At 52.3% G+C, this 19,705-nt stretch carries 18 protein-coding genes; 14 read left to right on the top strand and 4 right to left on the bottom strand.

Annotated elements, in window-relative coordinates; genetic code table 11:
- Positions 1 to 74 precede the first annotated feature (74 nt).
- On the bottom strand, positions 75 to 422 hold the full coding sequence (gene arsC, locus E0F26_RS10560) for an arsenate reductase (glutaredoxin) (RefSeq protein WP_279241624.1): 348 nt from the start codon (positions 420 to 422) through the stop codon (positions 75 to 77).
- 145 nt (positions 423 to 567) lie between these two features.
- Between arsC and E0F26_RS10555 the strand changes: the two genes are divergently transcribed.
- Together E0F26_RS10555 and E0F26_RS10550 are read left to right on the top strand one after the other, a co-directional pair.
- Complete coding sequence (locus tag E0F26_RS10555; protein ID WP_279241623.1) at positions 568 to 954, top strand: SRPBCC family protein; 387 nt, start codon at positions 568 to 570, stop codon at positions 952 to 954.
- A 96-nt stretch (positions 955 to 1,050) separates the two neighbouring features.
- A complete protein-coding gene (locus tag E0F26_RS10550) occupies positions 1,051 to 1,899 on the top strand; it encodes a crotonase/enoyl-CoA hydratase family protein (protein ID WP_279241622.1) in 849 nt (282 codons plus the stop codon).
- Between the two features lie 81 nt (positions 1,900 to 1,980).
- On the opposite strand, the gene E0F26_RS10545 is transcribed toward E0F26_RS10550, so the two are convergent.
- Positions 1,981 to 2,946 (bottom strand): aldose epimerase family protein, encoded by a 966-nt coding sequence (locus tag E0F26_RS10545; protein ID WP_279241621.1) that lies wholly within the window; start codon positions 2,944 to 2,946, stop codon positions 1,981 to 1,983.
- Between the two features lie 93 nt (positions 2,947 to 3,039).
- On the opposite strand from E0F26_RS10545, the gene argE reads away from it, so the two are divergent.
- From argE to E0F26_RS10530, 3 genes are all read left to right on the top strand, one after another.
- Entirely contained in the window at positions 3,040 to 4,212 is a 1,173-nt protein-coding gene (argE, locus tag E0F26_RS10540; protein ID WP_279241620.1) for an acetylornithine deacetylase, read from the top strand.
- Between the two features lie 24 nt (positions 4,213 to 4,236).
- A complete protein-coding gene (locus E0F26_RS10535; RefSeq protein WP_279241619.1) occupies positions 4,237 to 5,211 on the top strand; it encodes a quinone oxidoreductase family protein in 975 nt (324 codons plus the stop codon).
- Positions 5,212 to 5,420: 209 nt separating this feature from the next.
- Complete coding sequence (locus tag E0F26_RS10530; RefSeq protein ID WP_279241618.1) at positions 5,421 to 6,455, top strand: hypothetical protein; 1,035 nt, start codon at positions 5,421 to 5,423, stop codon at positions 6,453 to 6,455.
- A gap of 11 nt (positions 6,456 to 6,466) precedes the next feature.
- Here E0F26_RS10530 and E0F26_RS10525 read toward each other — a convergent pair whose 3' ends face one another.
- Entirely contained in the window at positions 6,467 to 7,585 is a 1,119-nt protein-coding gene (locus tag E0F26_RS10525; RefSeq protein ID WP_279241617.1) for an NAD(P)/FAD-dependent oxidoreductase, read from the bottom strand.
- Between the two features lie 170 nt (positions 7,586 to 7,755).
- Here E0F26_RS10525 and E0F26_RS10520 point away from each other — a divergent pair, with 170 nt between their 5' ends.
- Positions 7,756 to 8,205, top strand: coding sequence for a GNAT family N-acetyltransferase (locus E0F26_RS10520; protein WP_279241616.1), 450 nt, complete (start codon positions 7,756 to 7,758; stop codon positions 8,203 to 8,205).
- A 214-nt stretch (positions 8,206 to 8,419) separates the two neighbouring features.
- Here E0F26_RS10520 and E0F26_RS10515 read toward each other — a convergent pair whose 3' ends face one another.
- On the bottom strand, positions 8,420 to 9,778 hold the full coding sequence (locus E0F26_RS10515) for an MFS transporter (protein WP_279241615.1): 1,359 nt from the start codon (positions 9,776 to 9,778) through the stop codon (positions 8,420 to 8,422).
- Between the two features lie 228 nt (positions 9,779 to 10,006).
- Here E0F26_RS10515 and E0F26_RS10510 point away from each other — a divergent pair, with 228 nt between their 5' ends.
- The 8 genes from E0F26_RS10510 (at position 10,007) to pepN (ending at position 19,578) form a co-directional block, all read left to right on the top strand.
- The gene (locus E0F26_RS10510) at positions 10,007 to 11,326 is read left to right on the top strand and encodes a spinster family MFS transporter (protein WP_279241614.1); all 1,320 of its coding nucleotides are present in this window, start codon (positions 10,007 to 10,009) and stop codon (positions 11,324 to 11,326) included.
- Between the two features lie 835 nt (positions 11,327 to 12,161).
- On the top strand, positions 12,162 to 13,163 hold the full coding sequence (lipA, locus tag E0F26_RS10505) for a lipoyl synthase (protein ID WP_279241613.1): 1,002 nt from the start codon (positions 12,162 to 12,164) through the stop codon (positions 13,161 to 13,163).
- Between the two features lie 12 nt (positions 13,164 to 13,175).
- Positions 13,176 to 14,363: a glycosyltransferase gene (locus tag E0F26_RS10500; protein WP_279241612.1), complete on the top strand. Its 1,188-nt coding sequence runs from the start codon at positions 13,176 to 13,178 to the stop codon at positions 14,361 to 14,363.
- Between the two features lie 11 nt (positions 14,364 to 14,374).
- Positions 14,375 to 15,259 carry an NAD(+) kinase gene (locus E0F26_RS10495; protein WP_279241611.1) on the top strand — a complete coding sequence of 295 codons (885 nt, stop codon included), beginning with the start codon at positions 14,375 to 14,377 and terminating at the stop codon, positions 15,257 to 15,259.
- Positions 15,243 to 15,875 (top strand): rhomboid family intramembrane serine protease, encoded by a 633-nt coding sequence (locus E0F26_RS10490; protein WP_279241610.1) that lies wholly within the window; start codon positions 15,243 to 15,245, stop codon positions 15,873 to 15,875. The genes E0F26_RS10495 and E0F26_RS10490 overlap by 17 nt, the downstream gene beginning before the upstream one ends.
- Before the next feature lie 6 nt (positions 15,876 to 15,881).
- On the top strand, positions 15,882 to 16,133 hold the full coding sequence (locus tag E0F26_RS10485) for a DUF1315 family protein (RefSeq protein ID WP_279241609.1): 252 nt from the start codon (positions 15,882 to 15,884) through the stop codon (positions 16,131 to 16,133).
- Positions 16,134 to 16,147: 14 nt separating this feature from the next.
- Complete coding sequence (locus E0F26_RS10480; RefSeq protein ID WP_279241608.1) at positions 16,148 to 16,975, top strand: DUF2797 domain-containing protein; 828 nt, start codon at positions 16,148 to 16,150, stop codon at positions 16,973 to 16,975.
- Positions 16,972 to 19,578, top strand: a complete 2,607-nt coding sequence (pepN, locus tag E0F26_RS10475; protein WP_320416187.1) for an aminopeptidase N — start codon at positions 16,972 to 16,974, stop codon at positions 19,576 to 19,578. Before E0F26_RS10480 ends, pepN begins: the two co-directional genes overlap by 4 nt.
- Positions 19,579 to 19,705 lie beyond the last annotated feature (127 nt).

Genomic DNA, 19,705 nt, shown 5'->3' with positions numbered 1-19,705 from the left:
GCCAAGTCATTTAGGGTGCAGGGACGGGATGGGTGTGGGCGCTTAAAATTGCTAACCGCCTGGCGATCGATCCTTCAGAGCAAGCGCAATACATTTTCAGGCGGACGACCGATAACAGCCTGATTTCCTGCAATGACAATGGGGCGCTCGATGAGAATGGGGTTGTTAACCATGGCTTCTATCAGAACCAATTCATCAAGGTCTTTGGATAAATTAAGCGTCTTAAACGTTGGCTCTGTGGTTCTCATAATGTCGATAGCCTTAGCATTTAAGTAAGACAGGGTCTGGGTAATTTGATCCTTGCTAGGGGGTGTCTCCAGATAGAGTACTTGCTCAGGCGTAACGCCGTTTTCCTCGAGCAACGCTAACGAGGCCCTCGACTTCGAGCAGCGTGGGTTATGCCATATGGTGATGCGGTTCACTGATCGTTCTCCTTTGGGCTGATGACGCGTTACAAAATCATCCTTCATGTTAATTGAGGGAGTGGCTTAGTTCGAGCGCGATTGCCCATGCCGTGTATTTTTCGTTACTGTCTCAGCCCTTAATGTCAGATAAAAGGGTTCCGGTGTGGCAGTGATAATTGATCATAAATTTGCGGTGGCTCCAGAGACGCTCTGGGAAATCTTAGGAACCCCAGATAGGGTGGATTGGGTGCCGGGCGTAACGAGTTGCTCGTTTGATGGCGAGGTCCGATCACTTGATTTGCCCGGCGCAGGTGCGATCAAGGAGCGAATTTTACGCCACGATAATGACGCTAGAATCATTGAGTATTCGTGCTTTGAAAGCCCCGGAAACTTGGAATCTCATCGGGCAAAAATGGAGATCACCGCGGCCGACGGTGGCTGCAGACTCCAATGGGAAGCGTCCGTAGAACCGGTGGCGATCGAGCCTTTTATCAAGGGGAGTATGGAGGGCTGCATTGTCCGTTTGGAACAAATGCTGAACCCGAGTTAGCGAAAAGCGAATCGCCGGCATTGTGGGGAATCTGTCTAGCTCACCACGTAAGCCACGAGTTAAAAAACGATAAGAGAGTGAAGGAGCAACTCGGTAATGGACTTTAAAACTATTTTGTACGATGTGCAGGACGGCATTCTAACGATTACGCTCAATCGTCCGGAGCGGTTAAACGCCTTTAACAACGCCATGCGCGATGAGGTGATTGCGGCTCTTGATGCGGCGGATGCAGACGATGAGGTGAAAGCCATTATCTTTACGGGCGCAGGCCGCGCCTTTTGTGCCGGTGCCGACCTAGGGGGAGGAGGAGATACCTTTAATTACAAGCCTAAAGATCCCGGTATACCGCGTGACGGCGGCGGCTTGCTGACGCTGCGAATATTCGAGTGCTTAAAGCCTGTGATTTCAGCTTGTAACGGTGCGGCTGTCGGCATCGGCGCCACGATGCAGTGCGCGATGGATATCCGGCTGGCGTCGGAAAATGCGAAATACGGCTTTGTATTCTCCAAGCGAGGAATTGTTCCGGAAGCGGCTTCAAGTTGGTTTCTTCCGCGGGTGGTTGGCATCAGCACGGCGTTGGAGTGGACATTTTCTGGCCGCGTATTTCCAGCGGATGAGGCGCGGAGTCGAGGCTTCGTCCGAACCGTATACCCTGCCGATGAGCTGATGCCTGCAGCGCGGGCTTTGGCGAAAGAATTTTGTAACGAGACATCTGCCGTTTCTGTCGCTATGGCGCGCCAAATGATGTGGAAAATGCTGGGTGCTGACCATCCTATGGAAGCGCACCAGATAGATTCTCGAGGTGTTTACTTCACTGGCAAGTCGGAAGATGCACAAGAAGGTGTTAAGTCATTCTTAGAAAAGCGGCCAGCCAACTACCCCGGGAAAGTAAGCAGTGATATGCCCGAATTTTTTCCATGGTGGGAGCCGCGCGACTTTAATTGAAGATCATCAGAGCTGAAGACTATCAGAACTGAAGGGATCCGCGAGAACCAAAGGGCATTGGCGAGCAAGACCGAGACGGGTTTAGTGATCTGAGAGCTCTGTGAATCGATAGATTGTTCGCTGGCGATATGTTCGCCCGGGCGTTAGGACGATGCTGGGGAAGCCGGGTTGATTTGGTGCGTCTGGGAAGGCTTGTGCTTCAAGGCAGATGCCCGCTCTTGCGCTGAAGGGGGCTGTTAAGCCGTCGCCGGTGTACACCTGAAGTGCAGGCTGCGTTGTGAGGACATCGAGCTGCAGTTGGGTGTCGTGTAGGCGAAGGCTGGCGGCTTTTTGTAGTTTGTTGTCCTTGCGCAAAACGAAATTATGATCGAGCACGCTATCGCCGAGGCGGCGCCATTGGCGAAAATCGAGCTCGCTCCCAACGAGCGAAGCAATTGTTCCGATTGGAATCGATTGCTCATTAACAGGGGTAAAATGCTCCAAATGAGTTCGAAATTCATGGTCGGCTAAGCGTCCACCCAAATTAAAATAAGCGTGATTGGCTAAGTTAATAACGGTTTCGCGATCAGTGGTTGCTGCAAAATCACACTGCAAACTGGTGGCGTCAGTAAGCTCATAACGCACCGTGACCAAACGGTTACCTGGGAAGCCATCTGATAGATGAGGAAGTTGGCGCGAGAGCGTCAGACTTTGAGCGTCGCTCGTTGGGGAGGGCTGGAATAGTTGTTGATGCAAACCCAGCTCTCCACCATGCAACGCGTTCGAGCGTGACGGCTCATTAATACCTATAGAGAAAGTGCCGGAAGCTAACGCCACCTTACCGTCCGCGATTCGATTGGCCACTGGCCCCACTGTCGAGCCGAGATAAAACGGGTCTCGGTCGTAATCCTCGGTGGATGCATAACCAAGAACAACATCGATATCTCTTTGGCGACCCATTCCGTGCAACTGGATTCTGCCAATGGCCGCGCCCCTATTAAGGAGGTCAACAGTAATCCCTCTCCGAGCGTCGGGAGATGTCTGTGAAATCGTATGACGGTTACTCATACCTTAGCCTAACTGAAATGGGACTCATCTATCGATGATGACGACGATGTTCGATACCGTTACTCTTGAATAAACCAAGAAAAGTAACCGCGAATGCCTACCAGCGAGCAGAAAATCGTTAAACGCGTATCCGAACTCGTAGCAGCAGATTCCGTCAGCTCGCCCGACCCTCATTGGGACAGCAGCAATCGACAGGTCATCTCTCATCTCTCGAGCTACGCAGAGCAAGACGGCTGGTCCGTCGAGGTGCAAGCGCTCGATACAGGTGTCGATGGCAAGGCGAACTTGATAGCCACGCTGGGCGATGTGACGAAAGAGGGGGAGGAACCAGCGGGATTGGTGCTCTCGGGCCATACCGATACGGTCCCCTTTGACGCGCAGGGTTGGGACACTGATCCGCTGCAACTCAGCGAGCGCGATGGGCGTCTGTATGGACTTGGCAGTACCGATATGAAGGGTTTTTTTGCGATTGCACTGGAGGCGGCGTCTGCGTTCAACCCAAAAGACTTTAAGGCTCCGCTTTACCTCTTAGCCACCGCGGATGAAGAGAGCACGATGCACGGAGCGCGAGCGCTTCGCAGAGACCACTTGCCGCTGGCACGCGCTGCTGTGGTGGGAGAGCCAACGGACCTTCGCCCAATGCGCATGCACAAAGGCATTATGATGCAGGGCGTTAAAATGCGAGGGCGCAGTGGTCATTCGTCAAACCCCTCGTTGGGAAACAATGTGATCGACGCGCTTCCGACCTTGTTGTCTGTTTTGTCGACCTACCGAGACGAGCTGGCCCAAACGTTTAGGTGTGAATTAATGGCAGTGCCCGTGCCGACGATCAACTTTGGTTGCGTCCATGGTGGTGACAGCCCCAATCGTATTTGCGGTGAGCTTGATTTCAGCTTCGACGTGCGAATGCTTCCCGGTCTTGAGTATCAAGATGTTGAACGAGCGCTGAATGCCCGACTGGTCGAAATCGCGGCGCTGCACGATATCGATATCGAAATGCGGCGATTAGTTGAGCCAGTCCCGGCTTTTGAGCAAGCCGCTGACAGTGAATTAGTCATTGCCTGTGAGCAGGCTTCAGGTCAAACCTCCGATGCAGTGAATTTTGCGACTGAAGCCCCGTTCTTGAAGTCACTCGGGTTAGAGACCATTGTCATGGGGCCTGGCTCGATCGATGTCGCTCACCAACCGAATGAATACATGCCGATGGAGCAGATTCAACCGGCGATTGAAACGCTGCGTGAGCTCATTAGGCGCTATTGTTTATGAATACAAACGATTGGGAGTGAAGCTGTGAGTACGATCAGAGCGGTAAGGGTAGAGACTTGTGGCGCCGCAGAACAAATGACGGTCCAGGCTATTCCTGAGCCCGCACCGGGTCCAAAAGAAGTGCGAATTCGAATGAGCGCCTGCGGCATCAATCTCATCGATACCTATCACCGGTCTGGTCTGTATCCGCTGCCGTTGCCCACGGGTCTTGGCTGCGAGGGTGCGGGGGTCGTGGACGCTGTGGGTGAGGGAGTGGATGACCTTGTCGTGGGTGATAGGGTGGCTTTTGCGATGGCTATGGGGGCCTATGCGGAGTCTATTGTTCTACCGAGAGCCTCATTGGTTCGGGTGCCTGCTGACGTGTCCGATGAGCAAGCGGCCGCCGTGTTGCTCAAAGCCATGACGGTGGATTATCTCTTCAACGATACGTTCCCTCTGAAGGGCGGAGAGCGGGTGCTTTTCCATGCCGCTGCAGGCGGTGTTGGGCTGATTGCTTGCCAGTGGGCCAAGCACATAGGCGTTGAGTTAATTGGTACCGCCAGCACGCAAGAGAAGTGTGAACTTGCCGAAAGTCACGGCGCGTCACACTGTTATCTGAGCGACACACCCGATCTGCCTGACAACCTCCGAGCGCATGCGCCACAGGGTTACCCGGTGGTTTACGACAGCGTTGGGAAATCGACTTATCGCTTAAGCTTAGGGCTACTGGCGCCTCTGGGTACGTTCGTTAGCTTTGGTAATGCCTCGGGTCCCATTGACGCGGTTGTGCCGGGGGAGCTTGCGCTGGGTGGCTCTCTTTACTTTACGCGACCGACTTTGGCCACGCACATGGCGCGACCTGGCTGGATGCAAGCATCAGCAGATCGAATTTTTGGTTTGATTGCGGCTGGGGCCCTAACTGTAGAGATTAATCAACGATATGCCCTGGAGGATGTGGTTCGAGCACATAAGGATCTTGAGGGCCGCTTGACGACCGGCAGCTCGCTCCTCATCCCTTAGGCCTGTAACTCGAAGTCGCGCGCGCATTTGCCTTGTGATGATCAGCCGCTTACCGTTAAGACGCTTGTTGGGCGCGGCTGAGACTGGCGGTTTGCTGTTGCAGCGCCGGTCCGCTGAAAAGGAATACGGCGCGCCAGCGTCGCGTGACGGAGCAAAAATGTGAACATGGTGACTCGGGCTGAGAAGCACGAGAACTCCAAACAATAAAAATGAGCCAATGGCCGAGTGACAATATGCGAGCAAGTTACCAAGCGATGAAACCATTTATGACGTCCGTTGAGGCGGAGCGCATGTTGCGTATCGCTGAAGAGCGGGGCGTTTTTCGAACCTATGCCGAAGAAGCACTCAATGAGGGTATTGGCGAGGCCTTACCCCAGCGCTTTGATGCGGCATTTAACTACATTCAGCACGGTATTGATGGCTTGGGTAACAGCGACGATGTGAGGACTGCAGCCCAGCGCACGAACTACTTCCGTGAAACCTATGCATACGGGACTGATATCCAAGCACCCGGCGTAGAACCCTTCTTTACACACCCCGATCTGCTGCGCGTGGCGAGCGAAGTTACCGGCAGAGCGCTGGTTGTTCCTGCGATTGTCTATGCCAATATTCTTACACCTGGGCAAGAGCTAGCGATTCATACGGACGTGCCTGAATTTCGTGGTGCCGATCGTAAGCGCATGCCTCAGTGGCTGCTTGTAACGATGCTTCACTCTGGCTTATTTGATGACTACCGTATCCCTATCGCAACCTGTGTTTCTTGGTTTGGCGCAAATCCTGGCGGGGCGTTTGCCTATTATCCTGAGGGTGGGCAGGGGCCACGCGAGTCCATGGCGGCAACGCACAATACTGCGATCCTTATTGATACCGATAAGGTATTTCACGGGGTCGAGCGCGTGACGCCAAAATCGCATTTCCCCGAGATTGATAAGGGAGCGACGCTCACGTTTGAAGGGGATGGACACTGGTCGCTGGCTGATCCGAAGGGTGTTGAAGTTGCTCGGTACGATTGGTCGGATCTTCGCTATTCAATTTCTTGGAAAGCTTACTGCTTCCAGGATGAGTCGGAGGAAGCAACGTGGGCGAGCAAGTCAGATGACCTGACCCTGGCGCTAATATTGGATGTCCTCGAGCGAGAATTGAGACATCGAGGGGTGTTGTCTACGTCTCGACCGGAGCCGACCACCTTCGCACAGTTACTCGTTGACACGTTTATCCGCTTTCCAACGAAAAAGTCCGCGTAGTTCACCTCGCCTCAATGGTCGGGCTTTACCCCGCGATAAATAAAGCGGCGAACGATCATGGGTAATAAAACCGTGTCGACGAGACGTTTCGATAGTCTTATGCGTTTGCCATCCGCCTGATGAAGTGTGAGGCCATTTTCTTGTGGCCCGACGATAGAGCCCCAGCGGTTAGCCGGCGGAACATACGCCTTGTTTGCCGGTTTTCCCTTGGCTTTGCGCCTCAAATTGTGCACTAAGACGCCGTAGGCCCAATTGCGGGCTGATGAACGCTCGGGGTCGGTCGACGCCACATCACCTATCGCAAAGATGTTTTCAGTGCCCTGAACCTCGAGCGTGGGTAGTGTTTTGACGAATCTGTCTTCGTCCAGCAAATGCTCGGGCAGAAAGTCCGTGTGAGCCTTTCGGTTACCTATGGTCCAGATGATGGCATCGCTAGAGATGCTTGCCCCTGATGCGAATTTTACGGAGCCCGATAACTGTTTTTCATCGACTGCGACCACGCGATCCTGACATAGTAAATCCACACCAGCGTCGGAGAGAGCCTGTTGGTAGAACGCTCTTGCGTTGGAATGGTAGCCCGGTAACGGCAATGTACCGGACACGCACAGTGAGACTTTCTTACTCGGATCAGCCCGTTTTATATTGAGAGCCACACTAACCCCAGTAGGACCGCCGCCAACGACCGTAATCGATGAGGCCGCCTTTACCCGCTGAGCCTGGTGAGAGAGGTCTGCGGCTATCTCACTGGCGGATTGCACTGTGTCGGTTCGCCAAAACCCATTGGAGGTCCCTGAGGCGATTACAAGATAGTCGTAGTCAATCGACTCAGTCTCACCATTAGAGAGCGCAATACGAACTGAATTAGTCGATATATCGAGGTGCTCGGCCTTGCCGTGTACAAGGGTTACGCCAGCGAGTGCTTTGAACTGGCGAAGGGGCGTATTGTAGTTCGTTTGCCACCAGGGCAAATCGGCGAGGCGCTTCCCAAGCTCCTGACCGCTGACAAGGTTGGTTTTTGTACTAACGCCAATCACCCGAAAGCGCTTATTCAATCGAGAGGCAACGAGTACACCGGTGTCACCCATTCCCAAAATGACAACCGTCGGTCGTGGTGTCGGTTTCTTATTCATTGCGTTGTTTTCAATCCAGCCAGGTTGTCACGTTTTACACTCTCCATTGGGCTTTTAAATTTCTCTTTGTAAGTTGAAAGCATGGTGGCAGTGTTTGATCCTTATCTCGCCGCGAGAAAAACATGCCGCTGTCGGGACGATAGGCGGTGCTTGAGTAAATTGGAGGCCTTATGCGGATACGATTAGCAGGACAAAATGATGTGCCAGACATTGTGCCTTTATTTAATGCATACCGGGAATTCTACGGTGAGAAAAGCGATTTGGACGGGGCTAATACCTGCATTACCGAGAATTTGGCCTTGGGGCGCTCGACTATTTTTGTTTGCGACGTGGCGGATTCCACCGTTGGTTTTACGCAGCTTTACGAGGCATTTTGCTCGGTTGAAATGAAGCCCTTCTATGTTCTTTATGATTTATTTGTAGCGCCAGAGAGTCGGCAGATAGGCGCAGGTTCTGCGCTTTTAAGCCATGCGCATGCTTGGGCTGCATCGCAAGGTGCGTTTCAGGTTGTGCTTGAGACTGCGCATACCAATCAAAAAGCTCAATCAGTCTACGAAAACATAGGTTATAGGCTCGATATTGAGTTTAGGAAATACAGTTTTCCAATCACTTCTGGGTAGCTTTTCTCCAGAAGGTTGAATAAGTGGCCGTGTTCCAAGGGTGCCTTGAAAGGCCAGCGCCGAGCTGTTGTTCCTCATCGTTTAAGCACAGTCGCCATAGAGTCGTCATAGAATCACGATAATGGAAGGACGAGGAATACAGTGACGACTTCTCAAATTGAGTAGAGCCCCGTCCAAGTGAGGGGCGCCGGCAATAACCTAAACTAAAAAACACTTAGGGTTTTGCGAAGGTCTTTTCCTCGCCTTTGAGGCCTAATTTCGCATCCACTTGGGTTACCTTTCGCGCAATGCGCTCCCTGAGTCCTTCGCCCATTCTGCGTCTCAGAAAGATCGCTGAAACGGCACCGGCTATGCCAATAATAGCTAGCGTGGCGAATAGGTAACGATACCCGCTGTCGCCGGGGAAGGTATCGAGCAGATAGCCCCAGAGCAGGTACCCAAAGGAAGAGGGTGCGTACACGACGAAAGCAGCCACGGCGATTACCGACCCCGAGAAGCGCGGAGGTAAGCCCATTTCTCCGTAAGGCGCAAAGTACAGCGCACGCATGAAGAAAATAATGAAAACGAGCGGCATCAGTAAGCTCATTGCGATCCAAACTAACGATTGTGATGTCGGCATGAGAGCCAGTGCTGTACCCAACAAGGCAATCAGGATGAGTCCCGCCTGCATACCGCCCGCTGAGCTTCCAAACAGACGATTAGTGACGAATCCTGCGACAAAGGCTGAGCTTATGCGTCCCACCGAGGTCGATAAAATTGCAAAGATCGATGCGGCGAGAGCCGGCAAGGCGAAGCTTTCGTCAAGGTAGGTAACGTAGAACGGTAGGCTGGTATAAGCAAAGTAGATGAAGAATCCACTGACCCCCGCCAACCAAATTTCAGGCATCGCCAATGTGACCTTCATCCCTTCTCGAACCTCTTCCATCATGTCACCAGAGGTATCGCTGGACTTAAGCAGGGGCTCTCTCGGTAGGACAAACCAGCATATGATGCCAAGCAACACCATGACGCCGCCGTTCAGCATAAACGCCACTTCGAGTCCAAGGACACTGTTACCCAACCACGCGTAGAGCCCAAGCGTAATAGCATTTTGCAGAAATTCGATGAGCCCTCGCCCCCCCTCAAGGATGCCAAAGACTTTTGACTGGTTTTCATCGGAGGCGGACTTTCTTACCGAAGACAAAATCGCTGGCCAGAACGCACCTTCGCAGCAAATCGCGAGAACCAGAAGTAAGCTCAGAAGAACGTAGAAGTCGGATGTCTTACCCAAAAACGACGTGGTTATGCCGCCTATGATCATGGTCACCGAGATAAGCTGGCGCGGCGCGTAACGATCCTGCGCCCAACTGAGCAATACATACATGAAGTTACTGGCAAGTCCGTAGATTGAGAGCAGTAACCCAAACTGGGTTTTTGAGACGTCCCATAATTCGAGTATTTGGGGGAGTAAGACCCCTTTCATTGCCAAAAGCGCAAAGGTGAATTGAGAACAGAGTGTGATCAAAATGAAATTAGACAGAATACGCCGAGAGGCGAATACGGGCGTCTGCGCCATCTGTTGGGTGTTGGTCATAGCGAAGTCGCCCTAGTGTGGTCAAGAAGCACTATACCAGTGATAGCGATTACCGGTGGCGGTCAATAGGCAATACTAATCGAAGTCTAAAACGGGTTAGGGCGACTGATTTGGACTATGTGGTGAGGCCGCTTTTCGCGATAGTCTTCAGACGTCGGGTTACGGCATCGTGATACCGACAGGTGAATGACAACAAAACCACAACGACAAGAATAAGGCGGTCTAAGTGTGACTGACACATCTGTGTACCAAGCGACGGCGGCTCCGCATGAGGCCTACACAAATAGGTACCGCTATTACGTACTGGCGTTACTTACCTTGGGCTATGTCTTTAACTTTGTAGACAGACAGGTCATGACGATCCTCATCGAGCCGATAAAGATGGAATTCGGTGCGTCTGATACACAGATGGGGCTGTTGTCAGGGCTCGCCTTTGCCCTGTTTTATGCGACGCTTGGTATCCCGGTGGCACGTCTTGCCGACCGCTGGTCACGCCGAAATGTACTCGCCATTTCGATGACCACCTGGAGTGCAGTCACGGCGCTCTGTGCGACAGCCACGGGCTTTTGGCACCTTCTATTATTGCGAATCGGTGTGGGTATTGGCGAAGCGGGTGGAACACCACCTTCTCAGTCGCTCCTTGCCGATTATTTTCCTCCTGAGAAACGTGCTTTCGCACAGGGAATTTTGGCTACGGCGCCAAATATTGGCATTTTGGTCGGATTATTCGGTGGAGCCCTGATAGCAGAAGCATACGGATGGCGATCGGTATTCCTCGTCTTTGGTATTCCCGGGATCCTCCTCGCCATTCTCATTCAATTGACGATCAAAGAGCCCTTAAAAGTTACTGCATCAGCGTCTGAAGAAGGGGCTGGGCTGTTCTCTACCTTGGGTAATATCTTTAGGCTTCCCTCTTTCGCACACATCATGGTGGGGGTTGGTTTTACGGGCATAGCGGGTTATGGCCTCGGCGTTTGGTCCCCAAGCTTTTTGGTGCGTGTACACAACATGAGTCTCGTGGATGCGGGGCTCTACTTGGGCCTCATTGGTGTTTTTGGTGGCGGGCTTGGAACAATTTCCAGCGGGCTGCTTGTCGACAGGCTCGCGCGCCGGGACAAGCGCTGGCAATTATGGTTGCCGGCTATTGGGATCTTTTTAGCCTTGCCAACGCAGCTCGCTTTTTTACTGTGGCCCGCTGAACACAGGCTTGTCATGGGAGATGTCGACGTACCCTTCGCGCTCGTCTTTATGGCGCTCTCGGCTGTTTTCGCAAGTTTTTGGATCGCGCCGAGTTATGCCGCGGTGCAGAATCTCGTGCCTCAATACTGGCGCACGCAGGCGTCAGCACTGATGCTGCTGGCCATTAACCTCCTGGGTATGGGGCTCGGCCCACTACTGGTTGGTATGCTGAGTGATCTTCTCTCGCAGTTCGGTGATAGTTCCGTACGTTATGGTCTGTCTATCGGGGTGAGCCTCAGCCTTGTGGGCGGTATCGCATACCTGCGCGGGAGCACGCTTTATGCCCGTGCTGTCGAAAACAAAGGCTGATACCGCGGACGCGTACGACCCGCTAAAAATGCGTGGGAATGTGATTGCGCAGAACCCCTAGCCGATCAAATGCGTCGGAATAGAGCCTAACGTGCGTTATTTCGGTTGTTCTCAAGGGGGGGCTTATAATTCTTATGGTGGGTTAACAGAAATATAGCCGAGGGCTTCATCTCGTATTATCCAGAGATGACCAGGCCGATTGATGGGAGCGGGTTTTGTGAAGGTCTTTCGATGGCATGAATGCCAGACAGACCGGTGGCTGAAAAAATTGGGGATGTCCTATTACGCGGCGCTTTGGTATGCCTATCTAAAAGGGATCGTCACGTAACTCATTGGTGTGTGGCTTTTGGGGTGCTGTTAGCCGTCACGCTTTGCCTCAGCGCTTTTTGGCTTTCCAAGTACCTCCGTACTGGTAGTCACTGGGGTGGCTTTCTTTGAGGGCTAACAGGCAAAGCTCACATCTGAAACGCCAAGGCTCAGATTTGCGACAGCGCGATCGAAACAGCACGGGCTGTGTCTTACTGCAATCGTGGCATATTTTGTCTCGGCTCATCCCGGAGTTTTACTGCCACGGCGTCTAAGCAGTTCACCAAGACCTGATAACCGGAGCCTCTAACGCCAACAACCATCGGCCGCTGTCCAAAGGCTTGAGATGCTTTGGCGTGTCTCAATGTTGAGATGGTGACGGTTCTAAGTTGTATCGGTGCGCCATTAGGCTGAGCGGGGATTTAGCCCGAAGGAAGTGCTACTGCTCACTTTTTTGGGGCAGTAGTTGAGGGCCACATTGGTGTAGACTTCGCATGAGAAATGGGTGGTCGGGCGGAGTTGCCAAAACATGGTTGAAAAAGTCGAGTCAAATTTAATCCCTGCGGTCAATGTGGCTAGTGGTGAGAAATTTGTTACGCCTTCTGGTATCCACGCTATCAAGGACGGCATTAAGACAGGGAAGTCTGACGCCACACGCCTAAAAAAGCCTGATTTTTTGAAGATGCGCGTGCGTCATTCTCCGAAATACGAATCAGTGAAGGACATCGTAAAACAGCACCGGTTAGCCACTGTTTGTGAGGAGGCAAAGTGCCCAAATATCAGTGAATGCTGGAGTGCTGGAACAGCCACAATTATGCTCATGGGCGACGTGTGCACTCGTGCCTGTCGGTTCTGCTCTGTAAATACGGGCAATCCTAAGGGATGGCTAGACCATGAAGAGCCCGAAAATACCGCGAAAGCGGTTGAGTTAATGGGCTTGTCCTATGTCGTTTTGACCTCAGTCAATCGGGATGATCTACCCGACGGTGGTGCGGGACATTACGCCCAGACGGTAAGAGAGGTAAAGCGACTCAACCCCAATACAGGTGTCGAGGCGCTGACCCCCGATTTTCTGGGTCTTGAATCCGCTATCGATACGCTTCTCGATTCGGGCCTTGATGTGTTTGCCCAAAATGTAGAAACCGTACAGAGGCTCACGCATCCAGTGCGTGATCCGCGCGCCGGGTACCGACAGACGCTGGACGTTTTGGAATATGCTGCGAGAAACTCTGACGTCATCACTAAAACATCGCTCATGTTGGGCCTTGGTGAGACCGACGATGAGCTACGTGAGTGTATGGATGATCTTCGAAAAGCATCGGTCGATGTCTTAACGCTGGGACAGTATCTTCAACCAACGAAAAATCATCTGCCTGTTGAGCGCTTTGTGACGCCTGATGAATTCGAACGGTACCGTGTATGGGGCTTGGAAAAAGGCTTCAAAGAGGTTGTTTCAGGCGTTTTTGTTCGATCGAGCTATCGTGCAGAGCGCGTTTTAGAATTCAATAATGTTGGCCTCGAGTCCCCCTAGGAGCGCCGGGCGGTGAGACGAAAGCTACTCTACATCACGGCTGTTGAACCTCGGGCAGAAGAACCGGCGCTCACGGCGGCGGCAAGCTCGATTATCAGTATTCTCGCACGTGACTTTGAGATTTCTTTAGCCGTCCTGGGGCCCGTAAATGCTTCGGGTCTCAGCGCGTTGCGTGGAGAGCTTGGTGTCGTACGCGTGGCGGGTGGATTCGATCCGACCGATGACGACACACCTGTGGATACTGAGCTCAAACTCCTGTCTGAAAGCTCGGGGCACACACCGAATATTAACGCCCGTCTCAAGGCTGCGATTCAGCGGCGAGCGGCAGACTTTGAGTCTGTCGTTGTGGACTCCTTAGAGGGAGTAGCTTACTTACCGCTGGGCGTGACAGGGCAGACTGTCTTCTTTGCGCAGCGCGTCGAATCGAATTTACCCGCACTTGCAAAGGGATTGTTGGGATCAAAAAGGGTCAAACGTGTTCGGCGGTTCGAGCACAACAGCCTCTCTCGCTGTGATCGGGTGTTCTCAACAACGGAAATGGCAAAAGAATTGTTGGCATTGGGCATTCCACTTGGGAAGTTGGTCGATGAATCGACACCTCCCTCACTCGCTCGTCCAACGGCTGTGGTGTCAGGTTTTACAACCACTCGCATGCGAATCGGCTATGCCGGCTACTTAGGGGACGCCGACAATGTCAGTAGTTTAATTTGGTTCTTGGATCATGTTTGGAGCGGTATTCGTGATGCCATCCCGGGTTTAGAGTTCCATGTCTTGGGACTCGACGCGAGTGATGAGTTGATCGCTGATTTGGCGTCTAGAAGTGACGTGGTCCTCCATCGTGGAAGTAACGACCTGAAGATTACTGAATTGGGTATCCGTGCAATGGTTGAACCGTTGTTAAATGAGACCCATATCGAAGCAAAGCTGGTCAACGCGATGGCAAGAGGGATACCCGTTGTCACAACACGTGAGGCGATGGCTACAGCACGCCTTGAACTAGGTGATAGGGTGTCAGTAGCCGACAGTGTGGCGCATATGGTTCTCAATCTTAGGCGTATCTTGTCAGAGGCCACGCTTTGGCAGGCCCTGAGCGATCGGTCATTGCAAAGGGGTAAGGAATTGCTGGCTTATCACGAGGTGGCGCATGCAATGAGACGTTATTTGAAGCGGGACATCGCAACGCAGAATTCAGGCGAGTAGGGATGCAGAACATGAGCGAATTTAAACGAGTGGGCTTGCTGGGGCGACGAGAGCATCCGGGCGTATCACAGGTAGTTGCGCATCTCTTGGAACTATTGGATAGCCGCGGTATCGACGTTGTTTTAGAGGATCGGCTGGCGACATTAGCCCATTTTGAAACCCGAGCCATGCAACCCAGAGATGCGATCGGGGCCAATGTTGATTTGGCGATTGTTATCGGGGGTGACGGAAGTTTGCTGAGTGCCGCGCGAACATTAGTGCGCCATGATTGCCCGGTTATTGGCGTCAATCGCGGCCGCTTGGGATTTTTGACTGATGTGAGTCCCGATGATGAGTTGACTGCTCAGGTAAGCAGTGTCCTCAATGGTGATTACACAACGGATCGCCGTTTCCTGCTCGATGTTGAAGTTACCAGTGGAAATGAAGTGACCGGTCAAGCTGAGGCGCTCAATGATGTTGTCGTTAACTCTGGGACCTCAGCGCAAATGATCGAGTTTCAGCTGCAAGTAGACAATGATTTCGTTTATCGAATGAATGCAGATGGCTTGATTATCGCGACACCGACGGGCTCCACAGCCTATTCGATGTCTGCGGGTGGCCCCATCATGAACCCTCGTCTCGATGCGGTCGCTCTCGTACCAATGTTTCCGCATTCCCTGAACAGTCGTCCAATGGTGGTTCACGGTGACAGTGTTATTCAAATTGATACGCTTGAGCGGAACAAAAACAATCCGTTGGTCACCTGTGATGGTCAAGTATCGCTCACCTTAAAACCGGGTGACTCGGTAATGGTTAAGAAGAAATCCAGAGCGCTTCGGCTGCTGCATCCACCGGGCTATAGCTTCTATGCGAGTTGTCGAGACAAATTAAGATGGTCTGATGCACTCACATCCTGACCTCATGGCGCACTGGCGTCGTGTTCCCATCACTGTTTTGGTTCTCGCGCTGGCTGGCGTGGTGTTTCTCCTTATGGAGGTTCTTGGAGAGGCTGTTGTCTTAGATTGGCTGGCCTTCAACAAGGTTGAATATAACGGTAGACGCTTCGAGCTTGTAAGTCCGGGCACAGACTATTGGCGATATGTAAGCCCTGCCTTGGTTCATTTTGGTGTAATGCATATCGTATTCAATGCCTTGTGGATCTGGGAATTCGGCAGCCGGCTAGAACTTCGACTTGGTTCTATTTTTGTTTTGAACCTCTTTCTGGCAGGTGCTGTTGGTGGAAATCTATTGCAGTACTGGTGGGCGGGTCCGTCTATTTTTGGCGGGCTATCTGGCGTCGTTTACGCGTACATGGGCTGTCTCTGGATACTTTGGCGGCTTCGGCCGGGGCTTGTGTCCATTCCAGTCCCATCTATTTTTACCTTCATGTGGATCTGGTTATTCGTGGGATTTACCGATGTATTAAAGTACTTGGGCCTTGGATCGATCGCCAATGGCGCACATTTGGGTGGGTTATTGGTTGGTATCCTAACAGGCGTCATTATTGCCCGAGTTTTCCCTAGAGGGTCATGAGTCACTATGTCAAATGCCTATGAAGACGCAGTCAAATCTATGCCAAGAGAACTCTACCAGCGAATGGTCGATGCGGTATCGACTGGGCGCTGGCCAGACGGTCGAACGCTGACTGAGGCGCAGAGAAAAGAAACCATGGACGCGGTGTTGTTGTGGGGCGAATTCCACTTGCCGCCTGAAGAGCGCGTGGGTTTCATCGATAAGGGCGAAAAAGCGGGTGATACCTGCGATGATCCCGTCCCACTGAAATGGCAATAAGAGAGAACGCGTAAATGATTGCTTCGGGAAATCTACGAAAGATGCTCACGCAGTTGAGTACCCAAGTTCACTATCAGTTACCGATTGGTGAAGAGCGAGTGGACCTAAATCCACTCATTGGCAGTCACCTCGCGTTTGAATTCACGGGAACGATAAATTGCGTTGCCTGTTCGCGAAAGACGAGTAAAAGCTTTAATCAAGGGCACTGTTTTCCCTGTTTTAGGAAGCTTGCAGCCTGTGACACTTGCATTATGAGCCCCGAAAAGTGCCACTTCGACCAAGGAACATGCCGCGAGCCCGAATGGGCTGAAGACAATTGTTTTGTTGATCACATTGTTTATCTTGCTAATACCTCAGGGGTAAAAGTGGGCATCACGCGCCATTCCCAAGTGCCAACGCGCTGGATGGATCAAGGCGCTACCCAAGCGCAGCCCATTGCGCGTGTTCGCCACCGTCAGCTTTCGGGACTGTTGGAGACGGCGCTCGCGAATCACGTAAAGGATAAAACCGCATGGCAGACCATGCTCAAGGGCGATGGAGAGCCTGTCTCGTTAGAGGAGAAGAGACAGCTGCTTATGGATCTGTGTGCCGATGATATTTCAGCTTTACAGGATCGGTTTGGCCTGCAAGCAATTACGTTGCTAGAGGGTGAGCCGACGGTGGATATTACGTACCCAGTTATGGAGTTTCCAACGAAGGTGAAAGCACACAATTTTGACAAGACACCGAGGGTGGAGGGACGGCTTATGGGTATTAAAGGTCAGTATTTGATGTTTGATACCGGCGTCTTGAACATTCGTAAGTTCGGTGGGTACCACGTTCACTTGGAGACCATGCAATGATGAGAGATGGGGCACCCAAAACGATTTATCGGAAGGATTACCTGAGCCCGGACTTTCTGATCGATTCGGTAGAGCTCGCATTTGATATTTTCGATGGTAGGACTCGTGTATCGAGCAAGCTTCATATCCACAGAAACGGCGCTAATAACGCACCTTTGGTGTTAGATGGTGAGGCTCTGGAGATTGTGGGTCTCAAGATCGACGGTCGCGAGCTTGACCAGACAGACTTTCGATACGTTCACGGCAAGCTGACGATCATGGATGTGGCTGATCAGTTCTGCTTCGAAGCTGAGGTAGACATTGTTCCCGAGGAAAATACCTCGCTCGAGGGTTTGTATCGCTCTCGAACAATGTATTGCACGCAATGCGAGGCAGAAGGGTATAGAAAGATCACTTTTGGATTGGATCGTCCGGACGTATTGTCAACGTACACCGTGTCCTTAACGGCCGATAAGGCAAACTGCCCTGTGCTGCTGAGCAACGGCAATGAAGTGAGTCGATACGACGCCGAAAATGGCCGACACACGGTTGTGTGGCATGACCCCCATCCTAAGCCGAGCTACCTTTTTGCTATTGTCGCCGGTGATCTAGAGGTTGTATCAGACACCTTTACCACTCTGTCCGGTAAGGTTGTCGATCTACGTATCTGGGTCGAGGCAAAGGATATAGATTATTGCGCGCATGCGATGCGATCCCTACAAGCGTCGATGCGTTGGGATGAGGAGCGTTACGGTCTCGAGTATGACCTTGATCTTTTTAACATTGTCGCCGTTGATGATTTCAATATGGGTGCAATGGAAAACAAGAGCCTCAACATTTTCAATACATCTTGCGTTTTGGCTCATCCAGACATCACGACTGACTTGGGCTATCAGCGCGTCGAATCCGTCGTGGCCCACGAGTATTTTCACAATTTCTCGGGCAATCGAGTCACCTGCAGGGACTGGTTCCAGCTTAGCCTGAAAGAGGGCTTTACGGTTTATCGTGACGCCGAGTTCTCGGCGGATATGAATTCACGTGGTGTGAAGCGAATCGAGGACGTCGCATTTCTGCGAACACACCAGTTCGCTGAGGATGCGGGCCCCATGGCGCACCCGGTTCGGCCGGACTCCTTCATTGAAATATCCAACTTCTACACAATGACCGTTTATGAAAAGGGCGCAGAAGTTGTACGGATGCTCAATACGCTGTTAGGTGACGATGCCTTCTATCGCGGCGCGAAGCTCTATTTTGAGCGCTTTGACGGTATGGCCGTTACCTGTGATGACTTCGTGGATGCGATGCAAGAGGCCTCGGGTAAGGATCTCAGTCAATTCCGTCGTTGGTATGAGCAGGCGGGAACCCCCATTATTTCCGTGGACGCTACGTTTAACGAGGCATCGGGTCAGCTCGATATGACGTTGACTCAGCGCAATCCGCCGACACCAGGTCAAGATTCGAAACCACCCTTGCACATACCGGTTGCCTTATCGCTACTGGTAGATGGGAAGCACCATGAGTTTGGCGGCGGCCAGACTGAGCAGGTATTAGAGCTCACAAACGAATCAGAAAGGCTGAGTTTTACTGGGCTTTCAAAAGCACCTGTTGTTTCGGTTTTACGCGGTTTCTCAGCGCCTGTTCGTCTAGAGTTTGAGCAATCGCAAGATGACTTGGTTTCGCTTATCGGCTTTGATGACGACCCTTATGTCCGCTGGGATGCATCTCAGCGGCTTGCTTTCGAGGCTATTGATGACGGTACAGGACATCTAGCGGCCGACTATGTTGATGCATTGCGTCGCGTTTTGGATGGCTCTTCTGAGGCTGCAATGAAGTCCCAATTACTCGCACTACCGACAGAGGCATCAATTGCCGACCGGCATGCGCAAGTGGGACTTGTGGACGTGCATGCCATTCACTCAGCAAAAATGAGAGTCGCTGCTGCTTTGGGAACGGGGCTTAGGGAAGAGCTTACCGATATTGTCAGTGCGGGTATGGCGAGTGCTGAGGTGTACGCTCCCTCGGCGGCTCAAATTGGTCAGCGCGCTCTAGTCCACACCGCGCTCAGTTTGCTGGTGGCGAGTGACGCAAGTTGGCTTGCCACGGCTCGCGAGCTTTATTTCGCGGCAACGAATCTCTCTGATCGTCTTTGCGCAGCTCGGCTTGTCGTTCATCACGGTGACGAGGTGCATCGTGCTGAGGTTCTTCAGCATTTCTTTGACCGATGGAAGTCAGAGAATTTAGTGGTAAATCAGTGGTTTGTTATGCAATCGACACGACCTGCGCCGTCTGCTGTTCAAGATGTCATGGCGTTGACCGAGCATGAAGCATTCGATTGGCGAAACCCGAATAAGGTGAGATCTCTGATCAGTTCTTTCGCCGGTGCTAACCCCGTCGCATTTCACAGTTCTGATGGCAGTGGCTACACACTATTAGGTGATGCAGTAAGGCGGTTGCAGTCCGGTAATCCGCAGATTGCCTCAAGAATGCTCGCTCCGATGACGCGTTTTCGACGTTATGCGCACGGGCAAGATCAAATGCGTGCCGAGTTAGAATCGATCGCCGCGTTGAAGAACCTCTCTCAAGACGTTTTCGAAGTGGTACAGCGCTCACTGGGTGATGATTAGGTTTTATCCGCGCCGACGCTTACGCTCTGAAGCCGCACGGGTGGCTTCGTTACAGGGCGCCGGGGCAGGTGGTAGGACGGTCAGCGGTCTGTTGCGCCCGCGATGTATCAAAACCCCCAAAGGTACC

The organism is Candidatus Paraluminiphilus aquimaris (assembly GCF_026230195.1).
GTDB classification, from domain to species: domain Bacteria; phylum Pseudomonadota; class Gammaproteobacteria; order Pseudomonadales; family Halieaceae; genus Luminiphilus; species Luminiphilus aquimaris.
The sequence above is the reverse complement of the archived record's forward strand: the minus strand, read 5'-3'. Positions and strand labels throughout refer to the sequence as shown.